Raw genomic sequence first — 17,059 nt, 5'->3', positions numbered from 1 at the left:
CGTCTCAGCCTCCGCTCACCGTGGTGGTCCGCGCGCCGTCGGCGCCGACCGTTTCGAGGAACGCGCCCAGCACCTGGTGGAAGCGCTCGGGCTCCTCCAGGTGCGGGGAGTGGCTGGAGTCCTCAAGGATCTCCCAGCGCGCGTTCGGTATGAGTTCCTGGAAGGGCCGCACCGTGACCGGGGTGGCCTCGTCGTGCCGGCCGGAGAGCACCAGGGTGGGTGCGGCGATATCGGGCAGGCAGTCGATCACCGACCAGTCCCGCAGGGACCCGATGACATGGAACTCGTTGGGCCCGTTCATCGTGCGGTAGACCGTCGGGTCGTTGTACGCCTCGATATAGGAGGCCATCAGCTCGCCCGGCCAGGGGTCGACGCGGCAGACGTGCCGGGCGTAGAAGACCAGCATGGCCTCCAGGTACTCCTCGCTGTCAAAGGTGCCGGCGGCCTCGTGGCGGCGCAGCGTCGCGTCGACGCCGGGCGGCAGTTGGGCGCGCAGCACGTCCATCTCGGCGCGCCACAGCGGGTAGGACGCGGGGGCGTTGGCGATGACCAGGCCGCGCAGTCCCGCCGGGCGGGCCGAGGCGTGCCAGGCGGCGAGCATTCCGCCCCAGGACTGCCCGAACAGCAGGTAGTTGTCGGCGATGCCGAGCCGGCGCAGCAGGTTCTCCAGCTCGTCGCGGAAGAGCCGGGGGGTCCAGAACTCGGGTGCGGCGTCCGGCAGATGGGTGGAGCCGCCGTTGCCGAGCTGGTCGTAGTGGACCACTGGCCAGCCGCGTTCGGCGAGGGCGGTGAGGCCGATCAGATAGTCGTGGGTGGAGCCCGGGCCGCCGTGCACGACGACGAGGGCCGGGCGGCCGGTGTCGGGCCGGCCGGTGACGCGGTACCAGGTCTGGTAGTCGCGGAACGGAACGGTTCCCTTGACCGTGTGCAGGGGCGCCATCTGTGATCCACCTCGGTTCGGGTTCTTTCGTCTGTGACGGTTTCGCGCTTGGGCGCGGCGGGTTCAGCCGAGGCTCGCCAGCCAGTCCTCGATGGCGCCGGCGGTGGTCGGGGCATCCTGCTGGCCGAGCGTGAAGTGGTGGCCAGGCACGGTGCGCAGGGTGTGCGCGGGATCCCAGGGCTGGGCGCGCAGCTGGGCCGGGTCGACCCCTTCGGGGGGTGCGACGAATGGTTCGGCCGCCTGGACGAAGAGCGTCGGCGCCGACAGGGGCGCGGGGGCGAAGCCGGCCAGGATCTGGAAGTAGTAGGGCATCGCGGAGAGCCGCGCCGCGTCATAGCTGCCGAAGGTGCTCTCCATGGTGAGCAGTTCGCCCATCAGCCGGCCGAACCCGATGTTCATCGCGGTGTCCTCGACGCGGAAGCTGTCGACCAGCACGAGACCGGCGGGCGGGGTGTCGGTCGTCCGCTCCAGATGGCGGGCGAGGACATGGGCGACGAGGCCGCCCGACGAGTAGCCGAGCAGCGCGTACGGTTCGCCTTCGGCCGCCGCCAGCACGGCCTCGGCCAGCGCCTGGGAGAGCGCCTCGACGGATTCCGGCAGCGGTTCGTCGCGCCGGAACCCGGGCAGCGGCAGCGCCGAGACGGGCCGCAGATCGCGGAACTCGGCGGCCAGCCGGGCGTGTTGGTGCACGCCGCCGCCCGCCATGGGGGTGGCGAGGCAGATCAGCCGGGGGCTGCCCGAGCCGTCGGCCAGCCGTACGGTGGCCGGCGCCGGATCGAGTTCGGCCGGGCTGGTGAACCGGGGCCGCAGGGCCGCGACGGCGGACAGCAGCGTCAGCGCGCCCGAGGTGTTCTCGGCCCGGACGGCCTGCCGGAACAGCTCGGTCACGGTCTCCTCGTCGCCCGCCGACTCCTCGGCTTCGGGCTCGGGCTGTGCGGCGCCGGCGGCGAGTTGGTCGACGAGGAGGCGGGCCAACCGCGCCGGTGTCCTGCTGTCGAAGACGGCCATGGTGGGCAGCTTCAGCCCGGCGGCTGCGTTGAGCGCGGTGCGCAGCTCCATCGCGGTGAGCGAGTCGAAGCCGGACTCAAGGAAGCCCCGGTCGGGGTCGATGGCGCCGCCCCCCTCGTGGCCGAGGACGCCGGCCGCGAGGCTCCGCACCAGCGCGAGCAGGGTCTCCTCGCGTCGCTCGGTGGGCTGCGCCGCCAACTCGCGGCGCAGCGCGGCCGGATCGGCGCCGGCCGCGCGGCGCGGTGCCGATGGCACCAACCGTCGCAGGAGCGGCGGGAGTTGGCCGCCGGCGGCCAGCGCGCTTCGGTCCAGGCCCATGGGCACCAGCAGCGGTTCGGGTCTGGCCGTCGCCGCGTCGAAGAGCGCGAGGCCCTGTTCCGAGGAGAGCGCGGGCAGGCCCTGGCGGCGCAGCCGCCTGATGTCGTCCGGGCCGAGGACGCCGGCCATGCCGCCTGTTTCGGCCCACAGCCCCCAGGCGAGGGACTGCGCGGGCAGACCATCGGCGCGGCGCCGGGAGGCGAGCGCGTCGAGGAAGGTGTTGGCCGCCGCGTAGTTGCCCTGCCCGGGCGAGCCGAGCAGACCGGCGGCGGACGAGAACAGCACGAAGGCGAAGAGGTCCTGGTCGCGGGTGAGTTGATGCAGATGGAGCGCACCGTCCACCTTGGGGCGCAGCACCCGTTCCAGGCTGTCGGCGGACTGGTTGGCGATCATTCCGTCGGCCAGCACCCCGGCGGTGTGCACCACCGCGCCGAGGCGGCGGCCGGCCAGCAGCGCCGCGAGGGCGTCCAGGTCGGCGATATCGCAGGCGGCGATCTCGACCGTGGCGCCGAGGGCGGTCAGCTCGGCGTGCAGTTCGGTGGCGCCGTGCGCGGCCTCGCCTCGGCGGCTGGTCAGCAGCAGGTCTCCGGCGCCGTGCGCGCGGACCAGATGGCGCGCGACCAGCGCGCCGAGTCCGCCGGTGCCGCCGGTGATCAGCACGGTGCCGGGGCGGCCCCAGGGCGACACCTGCTCGGCGCCCGGCTCGACGCGGGCCAGCCGGGGCACCAGCAACGCCCCGTCGCACAGGCGGAGTTCGGGCTCACCGGCGGCGATGGCCGGGGTGATGGCGGCCGGCGAGGCATCGTCCGTCTCCAGCAGCGCGAAGCGCTCCGGATCCTCCGCGCCGGCCGCCCGGACCAGCCCCCAGGCAGCGGTGTGCGCGAGTTCGCCGGCCCGGGTGAGGACGGTGAGCCGGCGGTCGGCGAACCGCTCGTCGGCAAGCCAGATCTGAAGGGCGCGCAGCGTCCGTCGGGTGATGTCACGCACCTCGGCGGCGGGGTCGCCACCGCCGGTGGGCAGCGTCAACACGACCTGGGCGGGCGGGCTCTCGGGCAGTTCGGCGAGGTCGGTGACGGATATCCAGTCGATGTCGGCGGGGAGCCCGGCCGCCAGGGGCGTCCAGGTCAGCTGGAGCAGGGGGTCGCCGATGCGACCGCCGGCCGGCGCGAGTTGCGCGGCGGAGACCTCGCGGGAGAGCAGCGACGCCACGGTGGCGACGGGCCGGCCCAGTGAGTCGGCGACGCCGATCTCCGTACCGCCGCCTTCGACGGGGGTGAGCCGGACGCGCGCGGCGGTGGCACCGACGGCGTGGGCCCTGACCCCCTTCCAGGCGAACGGCAGGGCGGCTGGGGCGTCGTCATCCGCGCCGAGGAGCAGCGCGTGCAGCGCGGAGTCGAGCAACGCCGGGTGGAGAACGAAGCGTTGGGCATCGGCGGTCTCGTCCAGCGCCACCTCGGCGAAGGTCTCATCGCCGAGGCGCCAGGCCGCCACCAACCCCTGGAAGGCGGGGCCATAGGCGTAGCCGAACGCGCGCATTCGCGCATAGCCGCCGTCGACGGGGATGGCGACCGCGCCGGCCGGTGGCCACTCGGCGGGCGCGAAGGGCGGCGCGGCGGCGAGGTCGTCCGGGGCCAGCAGGCCGTCGGCATGGAGGGTCCACTCCCCCTCGTCGTCGGCTGCCCCCCGCGGGTCATCGGCCGAGGAGTGCACGCTGACGGGGCGCCGCCCCGTGTCGTCGGCCGGTTCGCCGACCGTCAGCCGGAGCCGCACCCGTGTGCCGTCCTCGGGCAGCGCGAGCGGCGCTCGGAGGGTCAGCTCGTCCAGGACGCGGCAACCCACCCGGTCACCGGCGCGCAGCGCCAGCTCGACAAAGGCCGTGCCGGGCAGGAGCGTGGTGTCGAACACCGCGTGGTCGGCGAGCCAGGGCTGGGCGTCGAGGGAGAGCCGCCCGGTGAAGACGACCGTCCGCGCCCCCGGAACCGCCACCTCGGCGCCCAGCAGCGGGTGTTCCAGCGCGGTGAGCCCCAACGACGCAGCGCTGCCACCGCCGTCCACCGGCTCCGACAGCCAGTACCGCTTGCGTTGGAAGGGGTACGTCGGGAGGTCGACGTGGCGGGCGCCGGTGCCTTCGAAGACGGCGGACCAGTCGACGTCGATCCCGGCGGTGAACAGCCGGCCGACGCCGGCCAGCAGGCTCTCGGCCTCGGACCGGTCGCGGCGCAGGGTCGCGGCGGCCGTGGCGTTCTCCCCCGCCATGCTGGTGAGCACCGTGTCCGGGCCGACCTCAAGGAACCTCGACACGCCCTCGGCCTGGAGGAACGCGAGGTCGTCGGCGAACCGCACCGGCTCGCGCACATGCCGCACCCAGTAGTCGGCCGAGGACATCTCCTTGGCCAGACGGATCGACGGCGGGTGGTAGGTGATGGACTCCGCGACCTTGCGGAAGTCGTCGAGCATCGGATCCATCAGCGGTGAGTGGAAGGCATGCGACACCCGCAACCACCGCGTCCGACGATCCGGGAACTCCCGGGCCACCGCCTTCACCGCGTCCTCGGCGCCCGAAATGACCACGGACACAGGCCCGTTGACCGCCGCCAACGACACCCGCTCACCGTCCAGATACGGCGCGACCTCCACCTCCGCCGCCTCAACCGCCACCATCGCGCCACCCGACGGCAACGCCTGCATCAACCGCCCACGAGCACCCACCAGCCGCGCCGCGTCCGCCAAATCGAAGACCCCCGCCACATGCGCGGCGGCGAACTCACCAATCGAATGCCCCACCAACACCCCAGGCCGCACCCCCCACGACCCCAACAACCGGAACAACGCCACCTCAACGGCGAAGATCGCCGGCTGAGCCAACTCCGTGCGATTCAGCACCTCCTCGTCATCGCCCCACACGGCCTCCCGCAGACCATCGTCAAACGCCCCACACACCTCATCGAAAGCAGCCGCGAACACCGGGAACACCGCACGGAGTTCACGCCCCATCCCCAGCCGTTGACTCCCCTGCCCCGTGAAGAGAAACGCCAGCCGGCCCGTGCCGCGCTTGTCGACGGTCACCGACGGGGACGGGGTGCCCTCGGCCAGTGCGGTGAGGCCGGTCAGCAGGCCGGCGCGGTCGGGGGCGACGATCGCCGCCCGGTGGTCGAGGGCAGCGCGGCCCGTCGCCAGGGAGAGGCCCACATCGGCCGGGTCGGGGGCCGGCCGTTCCTGGACCCGGGCATGGAGTCGTTCGGCCGCCGCCGCCAGCGCCTCCCGGCTGCGGGCGGACAGCAGCCACAGGTGGGGGCGGCCGGTGTCGGTCCTGGGCGGGGCCTGGGCCCCTGGGGCCTCCTCGACGATCACATGCGCGTTGGTGCCGCTGATGCCGAAGGAGGAGACGGCGGCGCGGCGCGGGCTCTCGCCCCGTGGCCAGTCGCGCGCCTCGGTCAACAGCCGGACATCGCCCGCCGACCAGTCGACCTGGGCCGAGGGCTCGTCCACATGCAGCGTCGCGGGAAGCGTGCCGTTCCGCATCGCCTGGACGACCTTGATGATGCCCGCGACGCCCGCCGCGGCCTGGGTGTGCCCGATATTGGACTTGATCGACCCCAGCCACAGCGGCCGGTCCGTGGGCCGTTCCTGGCCGTAGGTGGCGAGCAGCGCCTGCGCCTCGATCGGGTCGCCGAGCGTCGTCCCCGTGCCATGGCCCTCGACCAGGTCGACCTGGTCGGCCGATATCCGCGCGTTGGCCAACGCCTGGCGTATCACCCGCTGTTGGGAGGGCCCGTTCGGCGCGGTGAGCCCGTTGGACGCGCCGTCCTGGTTGATCGCCGAGCCGCGCACCACCGCCAGCACCTGATGCCCGTTGCGGCGCGCGTCCGACAGCCGCTCGACCAGCAGCATGCCCACGCCCTCGCCCCACCCCGTGCCGTCCGCCGACGCCGCGAACGACTTGCAGCGGCCGTCGGGCGCCAGGCCGCGCTGGTGGCTGAACTCGACAAAGGTCTCCGGCGTCGCCATCACGGTGACGCCGCCGGCCAGCGCCAGCGAGCACTCCCCCGAGCGCAGCGCCTGGATCGCCCAGTGCAGCGCCACCAGCGACGACGAACAGGCCGTGTCCAGCGTCACCGCCGGGCCCTCAAGCCCAAGCGCGTAGGCGACGCGCCCCGAGGCGATCGCGCCCGTGCTGCTGTTGTAGGTGTAGTCGTGGTACATCATTCCGGCGAAGACCCCGGTGCGACTCCCCTTGAGCGTCGACGGATCGATACCCGCCCGCTCCATCGCCTCCCAGGACACCTCAAGCAGCAGCCGCTGCTGAGGGTCCATCACCAGCGCCTCGTTCGGCGCGATCCCGAAGAAGTCCGGGTCGAACTCCGGCGCTTCATAGAGGAATCCGCCCTCCCGCGCGTAGGTTCTGCCGGGGCGCCCGGGCTCCGGGTCGTAGATGGCCGCCTCGTCCCAGCCACGGTCGGTGGGGAACCTCGCGACGGCGTCCGTCTCCTCGGCGATCAGCCGCCACAGCTGCTCGGGCGAGGACACGCCCCCCGGGTAGCGGCAGGCCATGCCGACGATCGCGACGGGTTCGCGGGCGGCGGCCCGCAGCGCGCGGTTGCGCGTGCGGAGGGTCTCGGTCTCCTTGAGCGACGCGCGCAGCGCCGCCACGAGTTTCTGGTCGGTGTCGGCCATCGTGTCCCTCAGGCTTCTCGCGTCGCTTCGTCCAGGTCGGTGTCCTGCAACGCCATGCTGATCAGGGCTTCGGTGTCCATCGCGTCGATCGCGTCCCGTTCGGGCTCGGGCTCGGGGACCGCCGGGGCGGGGCCGCCGCCGGCGAGTTCGAGCAGGGCGTCCATCAGCCCCGCGTCGTGCAGCCGGACGAGGGGGATCGACCCCAGCAGGCGGCGGATCGTCTCCTCGTCGGCGTCCCGGTCGCCGCCGCCCTCTTCGGGCGCCAGCTCGGCGTCGAGATGGTCGGCCAGCACCCGCGAGGTGGGGTAGTCGAACATCAGGGTCGGCGGCAGCCGCAGCCCGGCGGCGACGTTGACCGCGTTGCGGAACTCGATCGCGCCGAGCGAGTCGAACCCCAGCTCGCTGAAGGCCCGTTCGGGATCGATGGACTCGGGCCCCGCATGCCCAAGCACCGCCGCCGCATGACCCCTGACCAGGTCGAGCAGCTCCGTATGCCGCTCGGCCGACGACCGGCCGGCCAGCCGCCGCCGCAGCGCGTCCGCGCCGCCACCGTGGTCGGCCGAGGCGACGCGTCGGGCGGAGCCGCGCACCAACCCGTGCAGGATCGGCGGCAGTTCGACCGGGTCCGCACCGGCGACGCGCAGGCTCGCGGGAACCAGGGTGGGCACGGCCAAGGCGCTGGCCGCGTCGAGGAGTTGGAGGCCCTGCTCGGGCGAGAGCGGCAACAGGCCGGCGCGGTCGATCCGTTCGCGGTCCCGGCCGCCCACGCCGCCGGCCATGCCGGTCTCGGTCCCCCAGAGGCCCCAGGCCAGCGACTGCGCCGGTAGGCCCTGAGCGCGGCGACGGACGGCGAGCGCGTCGAGAAACGCGTTGGCCGCCGCGTAGTTGCCCTGTCCGGGGGAGCCCAGCACCCCGGCGGCCGAGGAGAACAGCACAAAGGCGCCCAGCTCCATCTCCCGTGTCAGCGCGTCGAGATGGAGCGCGGCCAGTGCCTTGGCGGCGAGAACCCGATCCAGGCGCTCCGGTGTCAGCGAGGCGACGACCCCGTCGTCCAACACACCGGCGGCATGTACCACCCCGGTGAGCGAACGACCGGCCAGCAGCTCGGCCAGCGCCGTCCGATCCGCCACATCACAGGCGGCCACCTCCACCTCGGCGCCCAACCCCGTCAGCTCAGCCACCAACTCCGCGACACCAGGCGCCTGACCGCCCCGCCGACTCGTCAACAGCAGCCGCCGCACGCCGTGCTCCACCACCAGATGCCGCGCCACCAGACCGCCCAGGGCGCCGGACGCACCCGTGACCAGCACGGTGTCCCCGAAGACGGAGGAGGGCTCGGCCTCGCCTGCGGCCACCGCCCGCAGCCGAGGGGCATGGGCCCGCCCGTCACGGACGGCCACCTGGGGCTCCCCCGTGGCCAGCGCCGTGCGCAGGGCCGTCTCGTCGTCGGGCTCGGCGATGTCGACCAACACGAACCGGCCGGGATCCTCCGCCTGGGCGCTGCGCACCAGCCCCCAGGCCGCCGCGCCGGCCAGATCGGGCACATCCTCGCCGGCCACCGAGACGGCGCCCCGGGTGACCACGGCGAGGGTGCCGTCCGCCGCCTGGGCTTCCTGGATCGAGGCGAGCAGCGGGTGGAGCGTGGCGGAGAGATCGTCGCCCTCGACGCGCCACACCCTGGTCTCCGGGACGCCGGCCCCGCCGGGGGCGGATACCGGGCTCCACTCCACCTGGTAGAGCGAGTCGACGCGGCCGAGCGCCGTGCCGGACAGCGGGCGAAGCGTCAACGCGTCGACGGAGAGGACCGGTTGACCGGTGGCGTCGAAGGCGGCGAGGGTCACCCGGTCCTCGCCGGCCGGGGTGACGCGGACCCGGAGCGAGGTCGCCCCGGTGGCGTGCAGCTCGACGCCTGCCCAGGAGAACGGGAGCACGACGCGGTCGGCCTCGGACCGCAGGGGGATCGCGTGCAGCGCGGCGTCCAGCAGCGCCGGGTGCAGCCCGAACCGGTCGGCCGCACCGGGCAACGCCACCTCGGCGAACACCTCGTCGCCGAGCCGCCAGGCCGCCCGCAGTCCCTGGAACGTCGGCCCGTACTCCAGCCCGTCCGCCGCCAGGGCCGGGTAGAGGCCGGTCACATCAACGGGTTCGGCGCCGGGCGGCGGCCAGGCCGCCGGCACCGCCGCCGCGCCGCCGGTCCCCGCGGTGACCGTCCCGGCCGCGTGGCGGACCCAGGGCTGATGCGGTTCCTCGGCAGCGCGGGCATACACCTCGACCGATCGGCGGCCCGTCCCGTCGTCTGGGCCTGCCACGACCTGGACGGCGACGGCGGCGCGTGGGGCAAGGACCAGCGGCGCCTCAATCGTCAGCTCCTCGACGAGCGCGCACCCCACCTCGTCGCCGGCGCGCATCGCCAGCTCGACAAACCCCGCACCGGGAAAGAGCACGGCCCCGGCGACCAGGTGCTCGGCAAGCCACGGCTGTGACCCGACGGAGAGACGCCCGGTCAGCACCGCGCGATCGGCGCCGGCGACGGCCACGGCCGCCTCCAGCAACGGGTGGTCGAACGTGTCCGAGCCGCGCCCTGGATCCAGCCAGTAGCGCTGGCGTTGGAAGGGGTAGGTGGGCAACGGGACCCGGCGGGCGCCGGTGCCTTCGAAGACGGCGGACCAGTCGACGTTCACGCCGGTGGTGAAGAGTCGAGCCACGCCGGTGAAGAGGCTCTCGGCCTCGGACCGGTCGCGGCGCAGCGTCGCGGCGGCCGTGGCGTTCTCCCCCGCCATGCTGGTGAGCACCGCGTCCGGGCCGACCTCAAGAAACCTCGACACGCCCTCGGCCTGGAGGAACGCGAGGTCGTCGGCGAACCGGACCGGCTCGCGCACATGCCGCACCCAGTAGTCGGCCGACGCCATCTCCTTGGCCAGACGGATCGACGGCGGGTGGTAGGTGACGGACTCCGCGACCTTGCGGAAGTCGTCGAGCATCGGCTCCATCAGCGGCGAGTGGAAGGCGTGCGACACCTTCAACCGCCGCGTCCTTCGCCCCTCGAATCGTGCGACCACGGCATCGACCGCGTCCTCGGCGCCCGAAATGACCACGGACACAGGCCCGTTGACCGCCGCCAACGACACCCGCTCACCGTCCAGATACGGCGCGACCTCCACCTCCGCCGCCTCAACGGCCACCATCGCGCCACCCGACGGCAACGCCTGCATCAACCGCCCACGAGCACCCACCAGCCGCGCCGCGTCCGCCAAATCGAAGACCCCCGCCACATGCGCGGCGGCGAACTCACCAATCGAATGCCCCACCAACACCCCAGGCCGCACCCCCCACGACTCCAACAACCGGAACAACGCCACCTCAACGGCGAAGATCGCCGGCTGCGCCAACTCCGTGCGATTCAGGGCCTCTTCGTCGTCGCCCCACACGGCCTCCCGGAGACCATCGTCAAACGCCGCACACACCTCATCGAAAGCAGCCGCGAACACCGGAAATACCGCATGGAGTTCACGCCCCATCCCCAGCCGTTGGCTCCCCTGACCCGTGAAGAGAAACCCCAGCCCACCCTCACTCGCCACACCCCGCACCGTCTCCCCACCCACCACCACCGCACGATGCTCCAACACCGCCCGACCCGCCACCGCCGAGAACCCCACATCCAACGCATCCCCGCCCCACCCTGAGAAGCGCTCCAACTGCTCCCCCAACGCCACCTCACCCCGCGCCGACACCACCAACGGCACCACCGGCAACCCCCGCCCCTCCACCACCACTTCAGCAACCGCCGGCGCCTCCTCGACGATCACATGCGCATTGGTCCCACTGATCCCAAACGACGACACCCCCGCCCGACGCGGACGCCCCTCACCGGGCCACCCCCGCGCCTCCGTCAGCAGCCGCACCTCACCCGCCGACCAATCCACCTCCCGCGACGCCTCATCCACATGCAACGTCCGAGGCAACACCCCCCGCCGCATCGCCTCCACCATCTTGATCACACCAGCCACCCCCGCAGCCGCCTGCGTATGCCCAAAGTTCGACTTGATCGACCCCAACCACAACGGCGACTCGGCAGCACGCCCCTGCCCGTACGTGGCCAACAACGCCTGCGCCTCAATGGGGTCACCCAACGTCGTCCCCGTGCCATGGCCCTCCACCGCGTCCACCTCACCGGCCGACAACCCGGCACTCGCCAACGCCGCCCGAATCACCCGCTGTTGAGACGGACCGTTGGGCGCCGTCAACCCGTTCGACGCACCGTCCTGATTCACCGCACTGCCGCGCACCACCCCCACCACCGGATGACCCAACCGCCGCGCGTCCGACAACCGCTCAACCAACAACACCCCCACCCCCTCACCCCAACCGGCGCCGTCCGCCGAGGCCGCGAAGGAGCGGCAGCGGCCGTCGCGGGAGAGGCCCCGCTGCTCGCTGAACTCGACGAAGTTGTCCGGCCCGGCCATCACGGTGACGCCGCCGGCCAGCGCCAGCGAGCACTCCCCCGAGCGCAGCGCCTGGATCGCCAGATGCAGCGCCACCAGCGACGACGAGCACGCCGTGTCCACCGTGACCGCTGGCCCCTCAAGGCCGAGGGTGTAGGCGACCCGGCCGGAGGCGATGGCCCCCGTGCTGCTGTTGTGGGCGTAGTCGTGGTACATCATTCCGGCGAAGACCCCGGTCCTGCTGCCGCGCAGGGCCGTCGGATCGATCCCGGCGCGCTCCAACGCCTCCCAGGACACCTCAAGCAGCAGCCGCTGCTGAGGGTCCATCACCAGCGCCTCGTTCGGGGCGATCCCGAAGAAGTCCGGGTCGAACTCGGCCGCGTCGTAGAGGAATCCGCCTCGGTCCACATAGCTGGTGCGGGGGCGGGTGGCGGTGGGGTCGTAGATCCGCTCCAGCTCCCAGCCCCGGTCGGTGGGGAAGCCGGCGACGGCGTCGACGCCCTCGTCGACCAGCCGCCACAGGTCCTCGGGCGAGGTCACCCCGCCGGGGTAGCGGCAGGCCATCGCCACGATCGCGATCGGCTCGTCGTGGGCGGCTCGAAAGACGGCCGTCGGGGTGGCGTCGGCGCGGGTCGTCCCGGACGTCTCGTCGAGCAGATGGCGGGCGAGGGCGGCGGGGTTGGGGTGGTCGAAGACCAGCGTGGCGGGCAGGCGCAGCCCGGTGGCCTGGCTCAGCGCGTTCCGCAGCTCCATGGCGGCCAGCGAGTCGACGCCCAGTTCGCGGAACGCCCGGTGCGGGTCGACGGCGTGCGGCCCCGGGTAGCCGAGGGTGGCCGCGGCCTGGGTGCGCACGACATCGAGCAGGGTTTCCCCCCGCTGTTCCTCGGTCAGGCCGGCGAGGCGTTCGAGGAGTCCGTCGGCTGTGGCGCGGCTGCCCGCGGTGGAACGGGCGACGAACGGGATCAGGCCGCGCAGGAGTTCGGGCACCGTGCCGCTGGCGCGGACGCCGGCGAGGTCCAGTCGCGCGGGGACGACAACGGCCGGTTCGGGGAGGCGGGTGGCCGCGTCGAGGAGGGCCAGGCCGTCGGGGTGGGTGAGCGGGAGGATGCCGCCTCGGCTCATCCGGGACCGGTCGGCGTCGGTGAGGTGGCCGGTCATGCCGGTCTCGGTCTCCCACAGGCCCCAGGCCAGCGACTGCGCCGGCAGGCCCTCCGTGCGCCGGCGGACGGCGAGCGCGTCGAGGACGGCGTTGGCCGCCGCGTAGTTGCCCTGGCCCGGTGAGCCGAGCACTCCCGCCGCCGACGAGAACAGCACAAACGCGCCCAGCTCCATCTCCCTGGTCAGCGCGTCAAGATGGAGCGCGGCGTCCACCTTGGGGCGCAGCACCAGGTCCAGTCGTTCGGGTGTCAGCGAGGCTACGACCCCGTCGTCCAACACGCCGGCGGCATGGACCACGCCGGTGAGCGAACGGCCGGCCAACAGCTCGGCCAGCGCCTCCCGTTCGGCCGTGTCACAGGCGGCCACCTCGACCTCGGCGCCCAACTCCGTCAGCTCAGCGGCCAACTCCGCCGCGCCGGGCGCCTCGGCGCCCCGTCTGCTGGTCAACAGCAGGCGCCGCACGCCGTGTTCGGTGACCAGATGGCGCGCCACCAGGCCGCCGAGTACGCCCGTGCCGCCGGTGATCAGCACCGTGTCGCCGAAGGCGACCGAGGGTTCTTCGAGTGCCGCCGTCAGTCGGGCCAGCCGGGGCGCGTGGGCGACTCCGTCGCGGACCACCACCCGGGGTTCGCCGCTGGCCAGCGCGGCGTGCACGGCGGTCCGGTCGTCCGGGTCGGCCACGTCGATCAGCAGGAACCGGCCCGGGTCCTCGGACTGGGCGCTGCGCACCAGTCCCCAGACGGCGGCGCCGGCCAGGTCGGGCGTCTCGTGGGTCGCGACGGCACCGCTGGTGACCACGGCCAGTCGGGCGGGCGCGGCCTGGAGCGCGGCGAGCGTCCGGTGGAGGGCCTGGCGCACATCGGTGCCGGTGGGGATGGAGAGCACCTCCGTCTCGGCCGGCTCGACGGCGTCGGTCGGGACGGGGGTCAGGGTGATGTGGTAGAGCGAGTCGGTGCGGCGTTCCGTGCGGGTGAGGGGCCGCAGCAGCAGGGAGTCGATGGTGGCGACGGGGCGTCCGGTCGGGTCGGCGACCGCGACGGCGGCCACCCCGTCCCCGGCGGGGGTGACGCGCACCCTCAGGGCGCCGGCGCCCGAGGCATGGAGTCGCACGCCGGTCCAGGTGAAGGGGAGCAGTGGCGCTTCGCCTTCGGTTGCGGTGGTGAGGCCGATGGTGTGCAGGGCGGCGTCCAGGAGCGCCGGGTGCAGGCCGAAGGCGCCGGCGTCGGCGTCGTCCGGCAGGGCGATCTCGGCGTATACCTCGTCGCCGACCCGCCAGGCGGCCCTGAGCCCGCGGAAGGTGGGGCCGTAGGCCAGTCCGCGTTCGACCAGCGCGTCGTAGAGCGCCTCGGTGTCGAGGTTGAGGGGTTCGGCGCCGGCCGGTGGCCAGGCGGTGAGGTCTCCGGCGGCGTCGCCGTGGGTGTCGGGGGCGAGCTGGCCGGTGGCGTGTCGGGTCCAGGGCAGGTCGAGCGCGTCCTGGTCACGGGAGTGGACGGCGACGGGACGGCGTCCCGCCTGGTCGGCCGGGCCGACGGCGACCTGGACGGAGAGCCCGGTGGGCGCGCCCAGGACGAGGGGGTGTTCGATCGTCAGCTCCTCGATCCGGCCGCAGCCCACCTCGTCGCCGGCCCGCAGGACCAGTTCGACGAAGCCGGTGCCGGGGAAGAGGACGGCGCCGTCGACGACATGGTCGGCGAGCCAGGGGTGGGCGCCGGTGGAGAGCCGGCCGGTGAGCATCACCTCGTCCGATCCGGCGACCGGGACGACGGCGCCCAGCAGCGGGTGGCCGCCGGTGCCCAGGCCCATCGACCCGGCGTCGGCGTGGCCGGTCTCCTCGGTCAGCCAGTAGACGCGGTGCTGGAAGGGGTAGGTCGGCAGGTCGACGTGGCGGGCTTCGGTGCCGGCGAAGACGGTCTCCCAGTCGAGGGCGACGCCGTGCGTGTGGGCCTGGGCCAGGGCGGTCAGGAGGCGCGTCGGGCCGCCGTCGTCGCGGCGCAGCGTGCCGACGGAGGTCGCGTCGACGCTGGGCACCAGCACGGGGTGCGGGCTGGCCTCGATGAACACCGGCGAGCCCTGCTCGGTCAGCTGGCGGACGACCTGGTCGAACTCCACGGTGGCCCGCAGGTTGCGGTACCAGTAGCGGGCGTCGAGGGCGGTGGTGTCGAGCAGTCCGCCGGTCACGGTGGAGTGGAACGGGATCTCGGCGGCGCGGGGCCTGATCGGCGCCAGCACGTCGAGCAACTCCTGTTCGATGTCCTCCACCTGGGCGGAGTGCGAGGCGTAGTCCACCGGAACGCGCCGGGCCCGGACGCCGTCCGCGGCGCAGCGCGCGAGGAGTTCGTCGAGGGCCTCGACCTCGCCGGAGACCACGGTGGCGGCGCCGCCGTTGACCACGGCGACCGAGGTGCGTTCGCCCCACTGGGCGATCAGCCGCTCGGTCTCCGCTCTGGAGAGGGCGACGGACACCATGCCGCCGCGTCCGGAGAGGGCGAGCAGCGCCTTGCTGCGCAGGGCGACCACGCGGGCGCCGTCCTCCAGGGTGAGTGCGCCGGCCACGGTGGCGGCGGCGATCTCGCCCTGAGAGTGGCCGATCACGGCGACAGGCTCGACGCCGTGGTGGCGCCAGAGGCCGGCGAGCGACACCATCACCGCCCAGAGCACCGGCTGCACCACGTCGACGCGGCCGAGCAGCGCCTCGTCGTCGAGCGCCTGGCGGGGCGACCAGTCGACGAACGGGGCGAGCGCGGCCTCGCAGGCGGCCATCCGTTCGGCGAACTCCGGTACGGCGGCGATCAGTTCGCTGGCCATGCCGACCCACTGCGAGCCCTGCCCCGGGAACACCAGGACGGCGCTGGCCGGTTGGCCCACCGCCGTCACCTGCGTTCGGCCGTCGGCCAGAGCCGCAAGCCCCTCGGCCAGCGCGGCGTGGTTCCGGCCGACGACGGCGGCCCGGTGGGTGTGGTGCGTCCGGCGGGTCGCCAACGACCGGGCGACGTCCACCGGTCGGGCGTCCGCCGCTGAAGCGAGGAGCCGCGCGGCGTACTGGCGCACGGCCGTCTCGGTGCGGCCCGAGACCAGCCAGGGCACCGCCGTCGGCTCCTGGCGGTCCGCCGGCTCGTCCTGTCCTTCGACGGGTGGGGCCTCTTCCAGGACGACATGGGCGTTGGTGCCGCTGGCGCCGAACGACGACACGGCGGCCCGTCGCCGCTCGCCGCCGGTCGGCCAGGCGCGGTTCTCCGTGAGGAGCCGCACGTTCCCCGCCGTCCAGTCGACGGCGGTCGTCGGCTCGTCGACATGGAGCGTCCTGGGCAGGGTGCCGTGCCGCATGGCCTGCACCATCTTGATGACGCCTGCGACGCCGGCCGCCGCCTGGGTGTGGCCGATGTTGGACTTGACCGAGCCGAGCCACAGCGGCCGGTCCCCGGGGCGTTCCCGGCCGTAGGTGGCGAGCAGCGCCTGGGCCTCGATGGGATCGCCGAGGGTGGTGCCGGTGCCATGGGCCTCCACCGCGTCGACGTCCCGCTCGGTGAGCCCGGCGTTCGCCAACGCCTGCCGGATGACGCGGCGTTGGGACGGTCCGTTGGGCGCGGTCAGTCCGTTGGACGCGCCGTCCTGGTTGGTGGCGGCGCCGCGCACCACGGCGAGGACCCGGTGCCCGTTGCGGCGCGCGTCGGAGAGCCGTTCCAGCAGCAGCACGCCGACACCCTCGCCCCAGCCGGTGCCGTCGGCCGCCGAGGCGAACGCCTTGCAGCGCCCGTCCCTGGCCAGTCCCCGTTGCCGGCTGAACTCCACAAAGGTGACGGGTGACGACATGACGGTGACGCCGCCGGCCAGCGCCAGCGAGCACTCGCCGCCGCGCAGCGACTTGATCGCCAGATCGAGCGCGACCAGCGACGACGAGCAGGCGGTGTCGACGGTGACCGCCGGCCCCTCAAGGCCCAGGGTGTAGGCGACGCGCCCTGAGACCAGCGCGCCGGTGACGCTGCACCCCGGGTAGTCGTGGTAGACCAGCCCGGCGAACATGCCGGTGGCGCTGCCCTTCAGGGTGGCCGGGTCGATGCCGGCCCGTTCGACGGTCTCCCAGGACGTTTCGAGGAGCAGCCGCTGCTGGGGGTCCATGGCCAGCGCCTCGTTGGGGCTGATGCCGAAGAACTCCGGGTCGAAGGCGCCGGCCTCGTCGAGGAAGCTGCCGTCCCGCACGTAGCTGGTGTGCTCGCCCGCGCCGTCCGGGTCGTAGAGCTCGTCGAGGTTCCAGCCCCGGTCGGTGGGGAAGCCGCGCACCGTGTCACGGCCGTCGGCGACCAACTCCCAGAGCTCCTCCGGGGAGGTGACCCCGCCGGGGAAGCGGCACGCCATGCTGACGATGGCGATGGGCTCCCGCTCCCGGTCCTCCACCTCGCGCAGCCGACGCCGGGTCTGCTGCAACTCCTCGGTGGCGCGCCGCAGATATGCGCGCAGCCGGTCGTCGTTCGCGTCCTTCGACATCGACATCTACCCATCCGTGAGAGTCCACGATCGAGAG

At 73.5% G+C, this 17,059-nt stretch carries 3 protein-coding genes; all 3 read right to left on the bottom strand.

Going from position 1 to position 17,059, the window contains the following annotated elements:
- Positions 1-4: 4 nt before the first annotated feature.
- The 3 genes from K4G22_RS29820 to K4G22_RS29810 all read right to left on the bottom strand — a co-directional run bounded on the left by K4G22_RS29820 (position 5) and on the right by K4G22_RS29810 (position 17,028).
- Positions 5-940, bottom strand: a complete 936-nt coding sequence (locus K4G22_RS29820; RefSeq protein ID WP_228083578.1) for a proline iminopeptidase-family hydrolase — start codon at positions 938-940, stop codon at positions 5-7.
- 63 nt (positions 941-1,003) lie between these two features.
- Positions 1,004-6,916 carry an SDR family NAD(P)-dependent oxidoreductase gene (locus tag K4G22_RS29815; protein WP_425336822.1) on the bottom strand — a complete coding sequence of 1,971 codons (5,913 nt, stop codon included), beginning with the start codon at positions 6,914-6,916 and terminating at the stop codon, positions 1,004-1,006.
- Positions 6,917-6,948: 32 nt separating this feature from the next.
- Positions 6,949-17,028 (bottom strand): type I polyketide synthase, encoded by a 10,080-nt coding sequence (locus K4G22_RS29810; protein ID WP_228083576.1) that lies wholly within the window; start codon positions 17,026-17,028, stop codon positions 6,949-6,951.
- Positions 17,029-17,059: the final 31 nt, after the last annotated feature.

This window comes from Streptomyces profundus (genome assembly GCF_020740535.1).
In the GTDB taxonomy this organism is placed as follows: domain Bacteria; phylum Actinomycetota; class Actinomycetes; order Streptomycetales; family Streptomycetaceae; genus Streptomyces; species Streptomyces profundus.
This window is presented reverse-complemented; position numbering and strand designations above follow the sequence as displayed.

What these genes read in the sequence shown, in the direction of transcription:
- K4G22_RS29810 (WP_228083576.1), bottom strand. Translation starts at nt 17,028, where the DNA reads ATGTCGATGTCGAAGGACGCGAACGACGACCGGCTGCGCGCATATCTG.
- K4G22_RS29820 (WP_228083578.1), bottom strand. Translation starts at nt 940, where the DNA reads ATGGCGCCCCTGCACACGGTCAAGGGAACCGTTCCGTTCCGCGACTAC.